General features: G+C 57.5%; 15 protein-coding genes. 8 read left to right on the plus strand and 7 right to left on the minus strand.

Going from position 1 to position 18,572, the window contains the following annotated elements; genetic code table 11:
- Positions 1-85 precede the first annotated feature (85 nt).
- From CHN51_RS07600 to CHN51_RS07610, 3 genes are read left to right on the plus strand one after another with little or no spacing between them, the layout of a single operon-like run.
- On the plus strand, positions 86-1,000 hold the full coding sequence (locus tag CHN51_RS07600; RefSeq protein ID WP_100093469.1) for a polysaccharide deacetylase: 915 nt from the start codon (positions 86-88) through the stop codon (positions 998-1,000).
- Positions 997-2,148: an FAD-dependent oxidoreductase gene (locus CHN51_RS07605; RefSeq protein WP_100093470.1), complete on the plus strand. Its 1,152-nt coding sequence runs from the start codon at positions 997-999 to the stop codon at positions 2,146-2,148. Before CHN51_RS07600 ends, CHN51_RS07605 begins: the two co-directional genes overlap by 4 nt.
- Positions 2,148-3,653 (plus strand): aldehyde dehydrogenase family protein, encoded by a 1,506-nt coding sequence (locus tag CHN51_RS07610; protein WP_100093471.1) that lies wholly within the window; start codon positions 2,148-2,150, stop codon positions 3,651-3,653. Before CHN51_RS07605 ends, CHN51_RS07610 begins: the two co-directional genes overlap by 1 nt.
- Before the next feature lie 29 nt (positions 3,654-3,682).
- Here the strand turns inward: CHN51_RS07610 and CHN51_RS07615 are convergent, their stop codons facing one another.
- From CHN51_RS07615 to CHN51_RS07630, 4 genes are all read right to left on the minus strand, one after another.
- Complete coding sequence (locus CHN51_RS07615; protein WP_100093472.1) at positions 3,683-4,459, minus strand: helix-turn-helix domain-containing protein; 777 nt, start codon at positions 4,457-4,459, stop codon at positions 3,683-3,685.
- 133 nt (positions 4,460-4,592) lie between these two features.
- Positions 4,593-5,450: an isocitrate lyase/PEP mutase family protein gene (locus tag CHN51_RS07620; protein WP_100093473.1), complete on the minus strand. Its 858-nt coding sequence runs from the start codon at positions 5,448-5,450 to the stop codon at positions 4,593-4,595.
- Positions 5,451-5,480: 30 nt separating this feature from the next.
- On the minus strand, positions 5,481-7,346 hold the full coding sequence (locus CHN51_RS07625; RefSeq protein WP_100093474.1) for a hydantoinase B/oxoprolinase family protein: 1,866 nt from the start codon (positions 7,344-7,346) through the stop codon (positions 5,481-5,483).
- A 10-nt stretch (positions 7,347-7,356) separates the two neighbouring features.
- Positions 7,357-9,405: a hydantoinase/oxoprolinase family protein gene (locus CHN51_RS07630; protein WP_100093475.1), complete on the minus strand. Its 2,049-nt coding sequence runs from the start codon at positions 9,403-9,405 to the stop codon at positions 7,357-7,359.
- A 190-nt stretch (positions 9,406-9,595) separates the two neighbouring features.
- On the opposite strand from CHN51_RS07630, the gene CHN51_RS07635 reads away from it, so the two are divergent.
- From CHN51_RS07635 to CHN51_RS07650, 4 genes are all read left to right on the plus strand, one after another.
- The gene (locus CHN51_RS07635) at positions 9,596-11,101 is read left to right on the plus strand and encodes an aldehyde dehydrogenase family protein (protein WP_100093476.1); all 1,506 of its coding nucleotides are present in this window, start codon (positions 9,596-9,598) and stop codon (positions 11,099-11,101) included.
- Between the two features lie 382 nt (positions 11,102-11,483).
- Positions 11,484-12,692: an FAD-dependent monooxygenase gene (locus CHN51_RS07640; RefSeq protein WP_100093477.1), complete on the plus strand. Its 1,209-nt coding sequence runs from the start codon at positions 11,484-11,486 to the stop codon at positions 12,690-12,692.
- A 15-nt stretch (positions 12,693-12,707) separates the two neighbouring features.
- The gene (locus CHN51_RS07645) at positions 12,708-13,454 is read left to right on the plus strand and encodes an arylmalonate decarboxylase (protein ID WP_100093478.1); all 747 of its coding nucleotides are present in this window, start codon (positions 12,708-12,710) and stop codon (positions 13,452-13,454) included.
- A 283-nt stretch (positions 13,455-13,737) separates the two neighbouring features.
- Complete coding sequence (locus CHN51_RS07650; RefSeq protein ID WP_100095474.1) at positions 13,738-15,168, plus strand: FAD-dependent oxidoreductase; 1,431 nt, start codon at positions 13,738-13,740, stop codon at positions 15,166-15,168.
- A 19-nt stretch (positions 15,169-15,187) separates the two neighbouring features.
- Here CHN51_RS07650 and CHN51_RS07655 read toward each other — a convergent pair whose 3' ends face one another.
- The 3 genes from CHN51_RS07655 to CHN51_RS07665 are packed head-to-tail and all read right to left on the minus strand — an operon-like array spanning position 15,188 to position 18,127.
- The gene (locus CHN51_RS07655) at positions 15,188-16,015 is read right to left on the minus strand and encodes a methyltransferase domain-containing protein (RefSeq protein ID WP_100093479.1); all 828 of its coding nucleotides are present in this window, start codon (positions 16,013-16,015) and stop codon (positions 15,188-15,190) included.
- A 4-nt stretch (positions 16,016-16,019) separates the two neighbouring features.
- Positions 16,020-17,330, minus strand: a complete 1,311-nt coding sequence (locus CHN51_RS07660) for an NAD(P)-binding protein (protein WP_100093480.1) — start codon at positions 17,328-17,330, stop codon at positions 16,020-16,022.
- A complete protein-coding gene (locus tag CHN51_RS07665; protein WP_100093481.1) occupies positions 17,330-18,127 on the minus strand; it encodes a thioesterase family protein in 798 nt (265 codons plus the stop codon). Before CHN51_RS07665 ends, CHN51_RS07660 begins: the two co-directional genes overlap by 1 nt.
- Positions 18,128-18,250: 123 nt before the next feature.
- Here CHN51_RS07665 and CHN51_RS07670 point away from each other — a divergent pair, with 123 nt between their 5' ends.
- Entirely contained in the window at positions 18,251-18,550 is a 300-nt protein-coding gene (locus CHN51_RS07670; RefSeq protein ID WP_100093482.1) for an integration host factor subunit alpha, read from the plus strand.
- The last annotated feature ends 22 nt before the right edge of the window (positions 18,551-18,572 follow it).

An 18,572-nucleotide genomic window follows, 5' to 3' on the forward strand; every position in this document is an offset into this window, starting at 1 on the left:
AATGATAAATATGCTTCAACCGCGTGCAATGAGCCGCCAATATGAATTCCCACTGGCCGGATTCGGCCAAGAACAGGTATTTTAAATGGAATATGATTACGTCCCCCTGCCCGAGCGCCAGCCTCTAAAATGGCCCAATGGTGCGAAAGTCGCCTTGATCCTGACCTTTAATCTGGAGACTTGGGACCTTACAAAGGATACGGACAAGCCTTATTATGCTGGCGGTCCGTCGATTTTACCGGATATTCTTCCGGGAAACACTCCCGATTTTCCGAATTATAGCTGGCGCGAATATGGGCAGCGTGTCGGGATCTGGCGCCTGTTCGACCTGTTCGATAAGCTGGGAGTCAAGGCAAGCTGCACGACCAATGCGGTGACCTTCGAGCGGCGCAAGGCGATGACCGATGCAGTGCTCGAACGGGGCTGGGAACTGCTGACCCACAATTGGGAACAGGGTGAATTGCTGACCAATTTTGCCGGTGACCCGGCGAAAGAGCGCGAAATTGTGCTGCGGACACTCGACCAGTTTGAAAAATTCACCGGTCGCAAGTCGAAAGGCTGGTTGTCATCATCGTTGCGCGGCACGCTCCAGACGGCCGACATTCTCGCTGAATATGGCTGCAGCTTTTACTGCGATATCATGAATGACGACCAGCCATATATGCTGCGCACGCCGAACGGCCCGATTGTCTCGGTTCCCTATTCGAACGAGATCAATGATTTCACCTTCATTACACGCAAGAATTTTACCACGGACCAGTTCCGTGATGCGTTGATTGAAGAACTGGATGTCTTGTATGAAGAAGGCAAGACCAGCGGCCGGATTATGAATGTCGGTCTCCACCCCCATGTTTCGGGCCGGGCACACCGTGTGCGGGCGCTCCGCGAATTCATCGAACATGCCAAGTCTTTGCCTGGTGTGTGGTGGGCAACGCGTGAAGAAATTGCCGAATGGTATCGGGCCAACCACGAGAGTCACATTCCCGGGCAACTGGGATGAGCCGCACCGAAAAGATAGTGATTGTCGGCGGTGGCATTGCGGGAATGAGCACAGCTGCCGCGATTGCCAAGCAGGGCTTCTCTGTCGTGCTGCTCGAATCCGCTCCGGAATTTGGCGAGATAGGGGCCGGGGTTACTTTATCTCCCAACGCAATGAAGGGCCTCGACTTTATCGGCGTATGTGAGGATGTCGCGGCCGCCGGTGTCGAACCGAGCCGGCAGCGCATCCAGCATTGGGAAGATGGACGGACACTGGTAACCATGGATCGTTCGACCCAGCGCGAAAAATATGGGGCGCCCTATGTCACTATCCACCGGGCAGACCTGCACGATCTGCTGACCGGTGCCGCGAGGGCAGCAGGCGTGGACATGCGCACCGACAGCGCGGTAGTCGACAGCGAGGGAGCAACCGCGATCCTTGCTGACGGAAGTCGGGTAACGGGCGACCTGTTGATCGGTGCTGACGGCGTGAAATCGGTTATTCGCCAGCGCTTTGAACCAGCAGAGCCGCATTTTACCGGGCATGTCGCCTGGCGCGCACTCGTCCCGGTAACGCCGGAGCTGCAAAGCCTGTCCGATTTTCCCGGTATCATCATCGGGCCCGGGGCAATGATCACCCGCTATAATATTCGCGGCAGCAGCGCGATGAATCTGGTTTTCTTCGCCCGCCAGGAGGGGTGGACGGATGATGGCTGGGCAATTCCCGCGGATCCTGCCGAGATCGAGACCATCTACGCGGACTGGTGCGACGATGCGGCAAAATTGATCGCGGCGGCCTGCAAGCAGCCGATGTTCAAATGGGCGATCAACGCGCGATCGGCGCTGCCGAACTGGATCATTGACAATCAGGTGACGTTGATCGGTGACGCCGCGCACGCCATGACACCATTTCTCGGCCATGGCGCGGCCTGCGGCATTGAAGATGCCATCATCATGGCGCGGGCTCTGGCGGCCTCGGCGGACATTGCTGAGGGTTTGTCGCGCTATCAGGCGGCTCGGCATGAACGGGCAACCTGGATCCAGTCGGAATCAAATGCCAACGCCGACCGGATGCAGGCGCAAGATGCCGCCTTATTCGGAATCGGCGAGACAAAGGACGAGGAATCGCTCGGACTTTTCAATTATGACTGTCGTACGGAGCCAGTGTAATGAGTGAATCAACAGCATTTGACGGCCATGAAATCGCACCGGAAACGGGCGCGTTTCTGGACAAGCGCGGCAAGTTGCTGATCGGCGGCCAATGGGTCGACGGCAGCGGCGTCATGGCAAACCGCGATCCGGCAACGGGAATGGTGCTTGCCGAGTTCGAAACCGGGGGGGCGGCAGAAGTGGACAGAGCCGTGGCAGCCGCGCGCTTGGCTTTTCGGGGTCCTTGGCGCCGGATGACGGCATCGGAGCGGATGGCCCTGATGACACGACTGGCGCGGATCATGGAACAGAAGGCGCAACTGCTGACCGAACTGGATATCCTCGACAACGGAATGCCGAGTTTCATCGCTGGACTGACGACCACCAATTGTGTGGAGATGGTCGATTATTACGCCGGCGCGATCATGCGGATCGAGGGGTCGACCATGGTCCCGCCGCGGCATATTGCAGCAGAAACCGAAGCGCTCACCTACACGTTGAAAGAACCGGTCGGTGTGGTCGGGCAGATCGTGCCTTGGAACGTGCCGTTGTCTACCGCGATTCTGAAGCTGGCACCGGCGCTGGCGGCGGGTTGCACTGTGGTGATGAAACCATCGGAGGAAACACCGCTGTCCGCGCTCGCGCTCGGCCAGATGATAATTGAAGCCGGTTTCCCCGCAGGCGTCGTTAATATTGTCAATGGTCTGGGGGCCGAAGCGGGTGCGGCGCTGGCGGCGCATGATGATGTCGATAAAATTTCCTTTACCGGATCCACCCGGACCGGTCGGGCGATTATCCAGGGGGCCATGGGCAATCTGAAGAAAGTGTCGCTGGAACTAGGCGGCAAAAGTCCGGTAGTCGTCATGCCCGATGCAGATTTGAACCTGGCAATTCCCGGTGTCGCTATGGCGACGTTCTTTTTGCAGGGCCAGAACTGTATGGCGGGCACCCGGATATTCGCGCATGCCGACATCCACGACGCACTGCTGGAGGGGCTGGCCGCTTTTGCTGACGCGATGACATTGGGTCATGGGCTGGACCCTGCGACACAGCAGGGGCCGATGGTCTCGGCTGCCCATGCCGACAAGGTAATGGGCTTTATCGAGCGGGCCAAACAGTCCGGTGCCAATCTGCTGGCCGGCGGCGAACGGCTGGAACGGCCGGGCAATTTCATCCGGCCGACGATTTTTACCGGATGTACCCGGGATATGGAAGTCATGCGCGACGAAATTTTCGGTCCGGTTATGGCCGTGCAAAAGTTCGACACGCTCGACATCGATGCCATAGCAAACCTCGCCAATGATACGCCTTATGGCCTATCAGCCAGCGTCTGGACCCAAGATATATCGACCGCGCACCGCGTCGTCAGCCGGGTGCGCGCCGGTCATGTCTCGATCAATTGCCATGGTGCAGTCGGAACGAATGTCCCGTTTGGCGGATATGGCCAGTCGGGCTGGGGTCGGGAATTCGGGGCCGCCGGCCTGGAAGCCTATCTGGAAACCAAGGCGGTAACAGCGCGCCTCTAGCCTTATCAGCCTTCACCTTCCCTTTAGGGTCAGTTGTTGCTGAGCCCGTGACTGATTGCTGCGGCTGTAGCCTTCAGATCATCCAGATAATTTTCCAGCGCGTCGGTCAGCTTCATTGCCGCGACGAAGAACACCATCGTCATGGCTGCTTCAAAATGCCCATTCTTGAAGATCGGAACGGCGATCGATGATGTTTTTCCCGGAGTCAGGTTGAAATGGTTGCGGCCTTGTGTTGCATAGCCCTCGTCCCTGATCTGCTGCACATTCAGGCCAATTTCCGCGGTGGAAAGATAATCGATGTCGATCTCCTGTGAAATACGCATGAAGCGCAGAATCATTTCGCGGTCTTCGTCCTGGGCAAAGGCCATAGACAATTTGCCCGATGCGCTGTCGAGTATCGGGACGGTAAAACCCGGATAATAATGTTCGAATGTCAGCGACGAATTTGCATGGGTGCTGTCGCGCAGCATCATGTTGCGGCCTACGCGAACGGCGATCGAAACGGGCCAGCCGACCCGTTTGGTCAAATCGACGATGTGGGGACGGGCCACACTGACGAGTTGGTCTTCATGCTGGAAACCTGTGGCGAGTGTTTGTACCAGCGCAGTTGCGCGATAGCGTTTGCGGGCCGGCTCCTGCTCCACCAGACCTTCATATAATAATGTCTGAACGATACGGCATGCGGTCGGATAAGGCACTTGGGCGGCCTTGGCGATTTCCATCATCGTCATCGAGCCGTGTCGGTTGATCGCCCGCAGGGCGGAAAACGCCCGTGTGATAGAGCGAATCGGTACACCTTTTTCCATGATCGTCGTGCCTCCTTTGTGCCAAGCACAGAAAAGGTGGCATCAATAAACGATATGTCCGCAAACAGAAATTATTTAACCGCGTGTCGGATAAAAAATCCGTTGTACGGAAATTTTATTTGCCTGATGGATTTTAGCGCTTTGCCCATTTCTTCTCGAAGTCCCAGACCTCTTCAAAACCGATGAGGGAACAGAATTCGCTAAAGTCGAAAATGCCCTCCGGCTGCCCGATGCCCTCTTCCTTGAGGTCGATCAGCGCTTTCTCCATTGCAGCAGCGGCCGCCAGACTGGTCAGAGACGGGTAGATCGCGAAACTATAGCCTATTTCCGCCAAAACCGATGCGTTCGGGACAGGTGACTTCCCACCGTTGGACATATTTGCCATCACGGGTATTGCAAAACTGGCACAGGCCTGACGCATTTCCTCTTCGCTGGTCAGCGCCTCCGGAAAAACTATATCTGCCCCGGCTTTCTCGTAGGCATCCAAACGACGCAGAACACCATCCATCCCTTCGCTTTCCCGGGCATCGGTGCGCGCGACGATGAGAAAATTCTCGTCTTCTTTGGCATCGACCGCGACCTTGATCTTCTCCACCATATCTTCCAGCGGTATCAGGCGCTTGTACGGGGTGTGCCCGCATTTCTTCGGGAATTCCTGATCTTCCAGCTGAATCGCCGTCACACCGGAGGCTTCATAGCCTTTTACGGTATGATGGACGTTCAAAAGGCCGCCATAGCCGGTGTCTCCGTCGGCGATCACTGCCGAGTTACTGGTGCGCGCCAGCGTTTCCATGCGGTTGCGCATCTCGGTATATGTGGCAATCCCGGCGTCAGGCAATCCCGACGCCGAAGCGGTCAACCAATATCCGGTACCATATACGACGTCGAAGCCGACCTTGTTGGCGATCACTGCCGTAATCATGTCCTGGATACCCGGGATCACGAAAAATTTTCCCGAAGCGAGTTTTTCCCGCAAGATAGGGTTTGCCATTATTGTCTGTCCTTGAAAATCAGGGTGTTCTTATTCAGCCGTCTGCCATTGCGGTTGCTTCGGCGCGGGCAGTCCGGTTTCCGCCAAACAATTGGCACGCAGTGTCTCGATATCGGGGCCATAGTTGAAGGTTGGCAAATCGCCGTCACGCGCATCACGCATCTCGGTGCGAAGGGCCTCGGTCGCCGACGAATCAACCTTGCCATCGGTCAAGACTACGCCGTAACGGCGCGCGCCTTCGGCGGTCACAAGACCCTGTTTCAGTTCAACCGCGAGCAATTCCGGATCGCGTTCCAGCGGGTCCCCCCAGCCGCCGCCGCCCCATGTCACGAAATGCAACTGGTCGCCGGCTCCCACTTCATAATCCTCGAGCTTGTTGCCTAGCACAATTTCGGTGCCGTCATTCTTGACCAGCAATTTGCGCGCACGAGCGCCCGGTTCGCCGCCATTGACGCCCCAGGGCGGCACGAACCAGCGGTCATCATGGATGGCGATTACGCCGGGCTCGAGGAAACGATAGACCATGTTGATACCATTGCCGCCGCGGTGCAGGCCCGGTCCGCCGGAGTCTGCCACCGTCTCGTAGCGTTCGATTCGCAGCGGGAAATAGCGCTCCAGAAATTCGTTCGGGACGTTGGTGAAGCCGGGCCACAGCGAGTGTCCGTCCGGCCCGTCGCCCAGTGGACGCCCGGGAATGCCGCCAAAGCCAATCTGGAATAGCTGGAACCATTTGCCGTCCTTGTCGGTCCCGGCATAGAATAGATGGGGCGATGACGAGAAGCCCGCGGCGTTGAGAAATTCCGGAGTCTTTTGACCGAGCAAGCCACCGAGAATGTCGAACAGGCGGCCAAGCGCGTGGGTCCGTCCGGACAGGGCTGCCGGAAATTTCGGTTTCAGCAGCGATCCTTCCGGGATGCGGACATCGATCAGATCATAAAATCCGTCGTTGAACAGGATTTGCGGATCGAAAACCATGATCATGTAGATGCCGAAGAACATCTTCATCATATTTTCATTCAGCAGGAAGTTGATCGAAGCTTTGGATTGTGGATCGGTGCCATCGAAATCAAGAATGACCCGTCCGTTTTCGCGCCACATCGTACAACGAATCTTGTAAGGACCATAGCCCATGCCGTCGTCGCAGATATAATCTTCAAAGCTGACCTTCTCTTCGCTAACCGATGTCTCGATCAATTTCTGCATTGCGCGGTGGTTCCGTTCGAGCAGAAGGTCGGTGGCCGAAGCGTAAACATCTTCGCCAAAGCGGTCGCACAGTTCGACCACCCGGCGCGCTGCCACGCGGCAGGACGCAATTAGCGCGTTGAGATCTGCCTTGCACCAGTCCGGCGTACGGGTCTGGTGCATGATCAGCTTGATCAGATCTTCATTATATTCGCCGCTCTTCCAGATCTTGATTGGCGGGATGCGGACGCCTTCCTGAAAGATGCTGGTGGCGTCGATCGGCATCGATCCGGGTACTTTGCCACCGATATCGGACATATGGCCGAACATCGAAGTGTAGGCGACCAGACGGCCGTCCTTGAACACCGGCATCAGCACCAGCCAGTCGTTGGAGTGGCTGATCGCACCGGCCACCGAATAGGGATCGGAGAGGAAAATCAGGTCGCCTTCCTCGACGGTTCCATCAAAACCTTCGAGGAACGGGCCGATATAGCTCCCGAACTGGCCGACAATCATCCGGCCCTTGCTGTCGGCAATGAGCGGGAAGGCATCGCCTTGCTCGCGGATGCCCGGAGACATGGCGGTGCGAACCAACGTGGCGTCCATTTCAATACGTGCGTTGCGCAGCGCGTTTTCAATGACCTCCAGCGTAACGGGGTCGATCGCCACCCTGTTGAAGGGTGTTTCGTTAGATTGGATAATCTGTGCGGGCATAAGTCCCTCCTCAGGCCAGGTTGATTAGAATATTGCCGACTTGATCGACGGTGCCGACGCAGTCCGCCTCGATCAGGGTGGTGGAGTCCATTTCGATTACGATCGCCGGTCCGGGAATTACGTCGCCGGCCAGCAGCTTGGAACGATCATAGATCACCGCCGCCTGCATTTTGCCGTCAGCCCAGAGCTGGTGATCGCGAATCTTCGCCGCCGCCGGGTCACCGTTGCCGCTTTTCAGCTTGGGTGCCGGCAGGTCCAGTTCTGGACCAAGCGCAACCGCACGGATATTAACCAGTTCATGGGCGCTTTCCATGTTGAAGGTGAACAGGCGGCGATGCTCTTCATCAAACCGGTCCGTCACCCCGGCAAGCCCGTCTGCCAACAGGCTCTTCTCGTCGATCGAGAGCGGCACTTCAAAAGCCTGACCCTCATAGCGGACATCCAGTTCAAACAGCGAGGTAATATCCTCGTCGGCAATGCCCTCTTCCATCAGTTCAGCGCGTGTCTGTGCGGATATTTCCTGCAGCAGGCCCATCACCTCTGCCTCGTCGGTTTCGTTGAAGCGGCGGGAGAAACTGCGGGCCGTTTCCGTGCGCATCCGGGTGGTAGCGTCACCTAGCGCACACAGTACACCGGGCGAAACCGGCGACACGGCTGGCCAGCTGTCCATCAAACGGGCCACCGCATTGACGTGAAGCGGTCCAGCGCCGCCGAATCCCATCAGCGCAAAGTGCCGCGGATCATAGCCTTGCTGGACCGAGATCATCCGCAAGGCGCCAAACATATTCTCGTTGACAATATCAATGATGCCGCGGGCCGCTTCCATAAGGCTGATCCCCAGTGTATCCGCGATTTTCTGGATGGATTTTTCCGCGCCTTCGCGGTCGAGTGTGAACGATCCGCCCAGCAGGGATTCGGGTAGATAGCCCAATACTACATTGGCATCGGTAACGGTTGGCTCGGTGCCGCCCTTTCCATAAGCAACCGGACCAGGAACCGCGCCGGCCGATTCCGGACCAACGCGCAATGCGCCGGTGAGCTCGGGAACATAGGCGATGGAACCGCCGCCGGCGCCGACGGTCTTGACGTCGAGCGCCGATGCCCTAACCGACAAATGGCCGACTTCGGTTGTCCGCTGCCGCCGCGCTTCCAGATTTTCGATCAGTGCCACGTCCGTCGAAGTGCCGCCGACATCCAGGGTCAGGATATTCTTGATGCCGGCGTTGCGGCCGACCCATATAGCGCCGGTGACACCGCCCGCAGGACCGGACATCAACAGCGAAACCGGATGGTCCTCCGCTTTTTCCGAGGACATAAGGCCACCATCCGAGCGAAGCAGAGACAGAGAGCCGTTCATTTCGCATGAGCGCAGGCTATCCCGCAGATTGCGCACATATTTGCCGACCACCGGACGGACCGCTGCATTTGCAACCGTGGTCAGGGTCCGCTCATACTCCTGCATTTCGGGCAGGACTTGGTGGCTGAGAGAGAAGGGGATGTCGGGCATGATCTCTGCCGCCAGTTCGCCGACGCGGATTTCATGCGCACCGTTCAGATAGGAATTGACCAGACTGACGGTGAGCGCTTCAATGCCGGAATTCTTGAGATCTTCCAGCACCCGGCTGATCTCCTTTTCATCGATCGGGGTGATCTCCTCACCCTGGGCATTGATCCGTCCGGCGATTTCGAAACTGTCCTCGAGAGCGGCGAGCGGTTCGGGTTTCGGCCACACGATCCAGCCGGCCAAGCCGCCGGGTACGAAGCTGCGGGCAATCTGCATGATCTGGCGATAGCCATCGGTGGTGATCAGCCCGACGCGCGCGCCTTTGCCTTCCAGCATGGCGTTGGTGGCAACGGTCGTACCGTGCAGGAAAAATTCGATCCCCGATGGACTGATGCTGGCTTCTTGGCAGATTGCATTGACGCCGTTCAGAATGCCTTGTGAACTATCCTGAGGAGTAGAAGGCGTCTTGTGTCGCCAGAAATTGCCATTTTCTTGATCAAGCAGTAACAGATCCGTAAACGTACCGCCGACGTCTACTCCCAAACGATAGGACATAGCTTCCCCACATATTTACGCCTCGTGCGGGAATCGCACCGGCAAGGATTTGGCGATATGGCTAAAGCAACTGTCGGCGATTGGGCTCATTTCGGATATTCTTATCCGACAAGCGATTTTTGTGCGGGTATGGATGGTGCTTTGCCGTCCGGGAAGTCAGGACGTTTGCACATAATGGAGGTATTTTGCCATGGCTTTTGATCTAACCAGACTTCATCCGACAAATCAGCAGTTTCTCGCGCGCCGGGCGGCGGGAGAAGGTCTGCTTGCCGATGGCCAGTGGAAAGCATCCAGGGATGGAAAGACTTTTGATACGGTTGATCCTGCAACAGGCGCGGTAACCGGCAAGCTGTCTCTGGCCAGTTCGGCTGACGTCGACGAAGCCGTTGTGGCGGCCCGCGGAGCGCTGGCCGGATGGAAAGCTACGACGCCGGTCAACCGTTCGAAGATTCTCTGGGCCATCGCCGACATTATCGAGGAAAATATCGATGCACTCGCCGAGCTGGAAAGCCTTGATCAGGGCAAGCCATTGTTTGTCGGACGCTGGGCAGAGATCCCCGGGGCGGTGAACCAGTTCCGTTTCTTTGCCGGACAGGCGATGAACATCGAGGGCCAGACGCTGGAAAGTTCGATCGATTATCAGCCGGCGGGCAAGCAGATGCGAACATGGACCACGCGCGAACCGGTCGGTGTTGTTGCCGCTATCGTGCCTTGGAATTCGCCGCTGGTGCTAACCGCCATGAAGCTGGCTCCCGCTCTGGCCGCGGGTTGCACGATCATCCTGAAGCCGGCCGAAGACACGTCGCTGACCGCCTTGCGCCTAGCGGAATTGATGAGCGAAGCGGGTCTTCCGGATGGTGTGCTTAATGTGATCACCGGTTTTGGTGCCGAAACCGGCGCCAGCCTTGCCGCGCACCCCGGCGTCGACAAAATTGCCTTTACCGGTTCGACGGCAACGGGACGCGCGATACTGGATGCAGCCAAGACAAATTTCAAGCGCGTCACGCTGGAACTGGGCGGCAAGTCGCCTTGCATTGTCATGGATGACGCCGATCTCGAACTCGCCATCCCGGGCGTTGCCAACGCGATTTTCTTCAATGGCGGACAAGTTTGCATTGCCGGTTCGCGTCTCTATGCGCACAGCGCGATTTATGACCGTCTGGTTGCCGGCGTAGTTGAATATGCCAAAGGGTTGAAAATGGGTCATGGTCTTGATCCCGAAACGCAAATGGGGCCGCTGGTTTCGGTCCGTCAGGCAGAACGGGTGGAAGGCTTTATCCAGCGTGCGCAGGCTGACGGAGCGACACTGCTTGCCGGCGGAGAGCGCAGCGGCGAAGCGGGAACCTTCATTGCGCCCACGGTTTTGGCGGACGTTTCGCCCAATATGGAAATCGTCTGCGAGGAGGTGTTCGGGCCGGTTCTGGCGGTTCAGAAATTTGACGACGTGGACGAAGTGATCGCTGCGGCCAATGACAGCGACTTCGGTCTTGCCGCCAGCGTCTGGACCGAAAGCCTTTCGAATGCCCATCGCATGAGCAGCGATATCAGGGCGGGAACCGTGTGGATCAATTGTCACGCTATGTACGATCCCTCGCTGGCCATCGGCGGTATCAAGCAATCAGGTTGGGGTCGTGATAGCGGCAAACAGGCGATGGACAATTATCTCGAATGGAAAACCGTTTGCGCCGCTGTCTAGTAACGGCTGGTTGAGCCGGTAGCATCCGACCCGCATTCTTGCATCACCCGACGATATTGCCCGTCACCGTTCCCTTTGACGGAATCGGACATGCCCCGGTCCGACCAGATGCTGTTTACACGATCAGACAGGATGTGGCTGGACCATTGTCATCGGCAATTATCGGCTCGGGTGTCCGCCAGTAATGGCTAGAGCACTGGGATTGCTGGACATATGGAGTGTTGCTGATCACACGTCCCGTCCTGGGCGCAGACGGCAATTCGCGGATGCCCCGGATGACCTTCAATCACCGCAAGGCGGATACATCGCCAAGTGTCTGATCAGAAATAACGAATTTCAGTCCATAGAATAGGGGAATTGAAAAAGTTGGAGTCATAGTCAGATGAAGCGGGAACGCTGTCAGGTTGTAATTGCTGGAGCAGGACCGGTCGGTACGGTTATGGCTACATTATTGGCGCAAATCGGTGTGGACGTCGTTGTGCTGGAGGCGGGCGCGGACTGTGCCCAGGATTTGCGGGCCTCGACTTTCCATCCGCCAACCCTTGAGATGCTGGATCAAATCGGCATCACACCCATGTTGCTCAAACGGGGTCTGAAGGCGCCAATATATCATTGGCGCGATCGGCAATCGGGAGAGTTTATCGAGTTTGATCTGTCGGAACTGTCCGATGTCACCCGCTATCCGTTCCGCATCCAGTGCGAGCAATATCATCTGTCCCGCGCGCTGGCTGACGGGTTGGAAAAATTCGACAATGCCGACATTCGCTTTGGTAACCGGCTGCTGTCTTTTCAGCAGGATGACAGCGGCGTCGATATCGAAGTCGAAACCGCTTTGGGTATCGACCATTTGCGCGCCGATTATCTGATTGGCGCGGATGGCGCGAACAGTATTGTCCGCAAGTGGCTGGGTATCGAGTTTGACGGATTTACCTATGCAGAGCGGTTTCTATGTCTTTCCACCGAAGAGGATTTGGCAGCGCATCTGCCCGGTCTCGCTCCGGTCAACTATGTTTCCGATCCCGAAGAATGGCTGGTGCTGTTACGCGTCCCTTCCCTGTGGCGCGTACTGGTCCCCACCGACGGCACGCTCGACGATGGCGAACTGCGGTCGGACAAGATGAAGAACGAAATTTTTGACCGGCTGACGGGAGACGGTGCCGCGATCGAAACGCGCCACAGGACGTTATATCGCGTGCATCAGAGAGTCGCGAAATCTTTTGTCGAGAACCGAGTCATCCTGATTGGCGATTCTGCACATCTCAATAACCCGCTTGGCGGTTTCGGGATGAATTCTGGCGTTCACGACGCTTTCAACCTGTTCGAAAAGCTGGAGCCTCTGCTCAAGTTGGGCAAAACGACGAATGGCAGTCTGGAACTCTATGATCGCCAGCGCCGCAAGGTCACGCACAGCTTCACGCAGACACAGACCATCGAGAATATGAAGTTCATACAAAGCGGCCATGAAAGCGGTGCGCATGAACGCAAGAGGCAGGAAATGCTCGCGATAAAGCAGGATGATGTCCGCCGTCGCGAATATCTTTTGCGGCAGTCCATGTATGAAAGCCTGGCTCAGGCAGAAGCAATAAACTAGACCGGAGATATTTTCATGGCTGATGTACTGGGTTGGCGCAAGCTTATGGGCGTGATCGGACCATCAACCAATACGGTGGTCCAGCCCGACATGGAACGCATGCGTCCGGACGGTGTCACCAACCATTATTCCCGGATCTATGTTACCGACCCTGTCGCTCTGTCCGATGAAGATTTCTTCGCCGGTACCCAGGCGATCTCCGACAATACGTTGGATGCGGTGCGCTCGGTCATTACCTGCAAACCCGACTATCTGGTCATGGGCATGTCGGCTGTCACTTTCTATGGCGGAATCGCGGGTGGGGAAAAGTTCAGGCAGCAGGTAGAAGATGTCGCGAGCACGGCCGTCAGCATCGGTTCGGAATCGCTGGTTGCCGCGCTCCGAGCTTATGGCGGGATCAAAAAAGTCAGTTTTGTATCGCCATATTTTCCGGCAGCGAACGCAGAAGTGCGCAACTATCTGGAAGAGTCCGGCTTCGAAGTGGTGCGAGATGTGGCACTGCAATGCCGATGCTGGACCGATATTGCGAAAGTAACACCCGAAAGGCTGATAGAAGTATTGGAAGAACTGGATGGTCCCGACGTTGATGCGCTGGTGCAGGTCGGTACCAATCTGTCGATGCTGGATCTTGCTGCGCGGACCGAAGCACGACTGGGCAAGCCGGTCATTGCCATAAATGCTGCGACCTACTGGCACGCCCTGCGCGCCTGCGGGATCGAGGACAGGATTGAGGGCCTCGGGCGTTTGCTCGCTGAATTTTGATACCTCGTGCTGCCCGCTTTACGCTTTCCCTCATGCAATTGCGCATAGAAAGGATAAGGCGGCTTTCTCAATTCCTCTTTGTCGCAGCAGTGACCGAAGGTTTCGCAGGCCGAGCGGATGATGGGCGAAGTATGAAATCCCAATGATCTGATAGAATGTCGGGCAAATCAGGGCTATCCGACTGTCGGGGAACTGGCATCAATCCGTCGGGAATCGATAGCCAATACCGCCTTTTCTTGGCAAATGGTCCAGTCTGTGCCTCGAGCCGAGAATGGAGACTGGAATGTCGTTGAATCGCAGAAATTTCATGTTGGGAACGGCTGGCGTCGGTCTTACTTTACTGGCGGCGGGCTGCGGGTCGCAAACAGTTAAAAAATATGATGCAATTGTTCTGGGCGCCGGAATATCGGGTCTTCACGCAGCACGGTTACTGGAACAGTCCGGCCTGACGGTAGCGGTGATCGAAGCACGGGATCGCGTGGGCGGCCGTATTCTCAGCCTGACGGACCTCCCGGGTCATCCCGAAATGGGATTTAACTCCATGGGTTCCGGCTATGGGCGCGGGCTCGATACAGCCAGCCAGGCCGGCGTTGAATTGGTCGAAGTTGGCCATCGCTATACATATGGTCAGCCGACCGGCCTCTATTTTCAAGGCAAGCATCTTTCCCGGGAGGAATGGGCGACCGATCCGGGGAATCCTTTTCCCGATGCGCTCAAATCTCTCATGCCGTTTGAATTGCCCTTCGCAGTGCTCGGTCAAAATTCACCGATCGCGGACTGGACGAAATGGTGTGATCCGGCAAATGCCGAATTTGACAATTCCTTCGCGGCCTTTCTCGCGCAACAGGGCCTGAGTGAGGAAGCCATCCGTCTGAGCTATGATCATTCGCCCTATCACGGACGGAACGCCCGCGATGTGTCGACAATGATGATGAGCTACAACAGCGGTTTCGTGCAGAACCAGATTGCGGCGGGGCCGGAATCCTTTGCTGTCAGGGGCGGCAACATAAAATTGCCCGAAGCCATGGCAGCCGGGTTGAAGGGCGAAGTCATTCTCGGCAAACCGGTTGCCGCTATCGAGCAGAGCGCGGGCGGCGCGATTGTCACCTGCCGTGACGGATCGCGCTTCCAGGCTGAAAAACTGGTTTGTTCGCTACCGCTCGCGGCGCTGCGTCATGTCGATATCAGTCCTGGCCTGTCCGAGTTGCAGTCCAAGGCCGTCAAGGAAGTCAATTATCAACCGATTTCCATAGCATTTCTGACAGCCAAGGCGCCTTTCTGGGAAGAAGATGGCTTTGCCCCCGGCATGTGGAGCGACGGTTTTTCGAGCAATGTGATCCCCCAGCGCTACGGTGCGACCAAGGAGGAAGTTACCGGCCTGATGGTTCAGGCGCGCGGCAATCTCGCTCTGGAATGGGACAAGTTGGGCGCGGAGACCGCGCTGGCCAGAGTCGTGGCCGATATCGAGAATTTGCGTCCGGCGGCGAAGGGCAAGCTGGAAGCCCGCCATTATCACAGCTGGGCCGGCGAGGAATTTTCAGGCGGAGCCTGGGCTTATTATGGTCCCGGTCAGGCAACCGTCTTGCCAAGGGCGATCGCCGAGCAGGCGGGACCGATCAGCTTCTGCGGCGAGCATACGGAAACACTCTCCCGTGGGGTTGAGGGGGCTCTGGCTTCGGCCGAACGCGTGGCACTGGAAATTCTCTCGGCATAGGCCGGGTCCATTTCGGGCCTCAGCGGGCTTTCGTTGCGCTGACCAGGCAATAGCGCAGGATTGAACGACGATAGGCCCATTGCAGAAACCGGCTGGTCACCGCATATTTCAGCCATCCGGCCCATCCGGCCCATCCCGCTTTGCCGGCCACGCGAAATGTTCGGATGAAATGCGCGAAACCGGGTATGACATGTTTGCTGATATCGACAATCCGGACCTCATCGAAACCGGCTTGTCGCAACTGGTCGAGATAGCGGGAAGGGTGCACAATATTGGCTTCCGCAATATGGGAGCGTTTTAGCATCCAGCGCAGCAGCCAGTGCGTGACGGATCCAGTCCGGTGATGATCCGATAGCATAAAATCGGTCAGCGCAATTCGTCCAGCCGGAGCGAGATGCCGCCGTGCCTGGGCGATAAACTCCAACCGGCTGGGAAAATGATAGGCGCAGTCCAGCGCCAGCACATGGCTGGGCCGATCTGTGCCGGTCGCTGCTCGCCAGATCCCGGGATCGTTGATATCGCCCTGCACGATAGCTGTCGCGCTATCTTCGAAACCCGCCTCTACGAGCTTTGTTCTGGCATAAGCGGTCTGGCTGTAGGAAAGGTTGACGCCACGAACCCGGGCCACGCGGAAATGATCCAGCCAGAGCAGCAGCTGGTCGCCACAGCCAAAACCGGCATCGAACAGTACCGATTGCCGGTCCAGTCCGGCCTGCTCTCCCAGCAATATCGCGAGCGCTCGGCAAGCATCCGAATATTCCGTCTCGCTTTTCCAATATCCCAGATTGCCCCACGACTGGCCCTCGCGGTTGAGCGCCAGTTCGGCCAGATCGTGAAATTCGGCCATCGATTCAGGCCGCAGCGGGAGCGATGGTTCTCCACGGTATCGGAGCGCCCAGATGTTCGGCCACCACCACCGAGGAATCGACTGCAGCCTCGAGCAGGGGAATTTTTTGCGCCATATAGGAACCGCAAAGCCACAATCTGTTGCCGGGCCGGTTCTGGCTTTCGCGCAGCGCGATGACGGCCTTGCGGCTGTCCCGTGTCACCGTCGGCCGGGTGAAATCGACTCTGGCCAGTTCGCGATTAGGGGCGATTCTGCGCATCGGGTTCCACGTCTGGAATATAGTCTCCTGACCGGACAGGCGGGCAATCGCCTTGGTCAGGTCCACCGATACTTCGGCGCGGCCGGCGTCACGCGCGATATGATAGCTGACCGGGGATGGGCTCCTTACCGAAGCCGGCAGGATATCCCTGTCCGTGTGCACACTCATGCTCGACCGTTCGAAGGGAATGCGGTCGAGCAGGGCCCGGCGATCATCAAATCCCGATAGCATCGCCGCGGCCTGCTGGGCTTGGGCGGCGACCACGACCTGGTCGAAATGCTGGGCCGTGCCCGCTTTCGTCACCACCCGGAGCTGCTGGCCATCGGGTTCGATCACGGCGACCGGATTGTTGGTACGCAATTCGACATCGACCAGCATGCGCGGCACGATATCGTCCACGCCTTTTGCCGCGCTCATGATCCCCAGCTCGTGTACCCCGCAGGTCAGATATTCCAGCATCAGATCGGCCGGATAGTCACGCACTGCCTGATAATCGCATGTGCAGGTCACCGACATCATCGGCAGCAGGACGCTATCGACAAATTCGCGGCCCGCTCCGGATTGCCGCAGATATTCGCCGAACGACAAGTCGGTCAGATCGGTCCGGCCCATATCTCTCTGCGCCCGCGCAAAAAACCGCTTGCTCTGCAAACCGATGGCCCAGGCTGCGGGGCTGAGCCAGTTGCGGCCCTTCAAATGGGAGAAACGGATCGATCCCCGATGGAAATTGCCATAATGCAGAATGACCCGGCCGGTCTCGTCGGAAAATATGCCGCTATGATCGCTGGTCAGTATCTCGACGCCAATATGCTCGTAGAGGGCCAGCAGATTGTCATAATAGCCGTGACAGAATATTCTCAGCGGGATGTCGATCCGGCGCGTGAGGCCATTGCTGACATAATCCACGCTGTGAGCGCCCATGCCGGCGCGGGCCTGGCTTTCAAAAATAGTGACCCGGTAATTGTCCTTCAACAGATAGGCTGCGGACAGACCGGCAATCCCGGTGCCGATGACGGCAAGAGTGGGTTTGGCCGGTTGGTCCGCATTCAATCCCATCAGGCGTAATAGGCCACGCTCTGCATCGCGGTTGCCATCAATTCGCGGCGGCTGTTCCAGATGCTCATATATTGGCTGCTGGCACCATGATCGGCATGGTGCGTGTGGGAGTCGATCAGCCACCAGCCGTTGTCTGTGGAAAGTGTTTCGGCAATGACATTGACCTGCCAGTTCATCGAGCTGACCATTGCATTCTGTTCAAGCAGCCCCATGACCGAAGGCGGCAGACTGTCGCACATGCACAGAATTTCAGCCACCGGATCGAGGCCATCGCGCTGTTTCAGCCGCATCCAGCGGGTGAGGCGGTTGGTCTTGGTGCTGGTGTCGATCCGTTTGCCGACATATTCCATATTGGAGGTGAAAAATTGCGGCGGTCCGCTGTGCAGGTCGGTTTCACCCGGCAGTGGCGGAAAGTCGGGCTCTGCGATGTCGGAGGTCCTGACCTCGGTCGGGCGCGGGGCGGCAAAAATGAAATTGCAGTGCAGGCCGAGCCCCTTGTCGCCGAATATCTCGGACTGGACAAAGGCCGTGCTTTTGCCGCGCCGGAGCATCGCGGTTTCCGCGGTCAGTGCGCCGAACAGGGGGCCGGTAAAGGCAATTTGCGCCGAACGCAGCGGCGGCAGGTCGGCCTCGATATGGCTGGCCGCGTGATAGGCAAGCGCACCGGACAGTCCGCCAAAGGCGGTACGGCCCTGCGTCCAGCTTTGCGGCAGCGTGACCGGATTGTCGGGTCCGCCGGCTCCGCATTGGTCGAGCAGGTCGGCGAGGGCGATGGGTTGAGGAGCTTTATCTGTCATGCGTTCCGCTTATCCGGCTAATCGGCTGAAATCCACTGGTAAGTTTGCGCCCGACATTTACAAAAGCCGCCATTTGATTTATAGCTTTGTTGAATTTTCAATCTCTTACTGAAAGATTTTGTGATGAGCTATACCAACACCCTGACGCGCGCCGATCTTGCCGACACAATGAACCGTCAGGTTGGCCTTTCGCGTGCCGATAGCGCGGTCATGGTGGAATCGATATTGGACCATATGATCGAGGCGCTGGTCGATGGCGAGAATGTCAAGATTTCGGGCTTCGGTACCTTCGTCTTGCGCGACAAGGGAGAACGGACAGGCCGCAATCCCAAGACCGGCGTCGAGGTGCCGATTGCACCACGCAGGGTTCTGACCTTCCGTGCCAGCCAGACGATGCGTGACAGGATCATCGCTGCAGGTTAATGGACCCGGCGAACCGGGGGAG

This window comes from Sphingorhabdus sp. YGSMI21 (assembly GCF_002776575.1).
Taxonomy (GTDB): Bacteria; Pseudomonadota; Alphaproteobacteria; order Sphingomonadales; family Sphingomonadaceae; genus Parasphingorhabdus.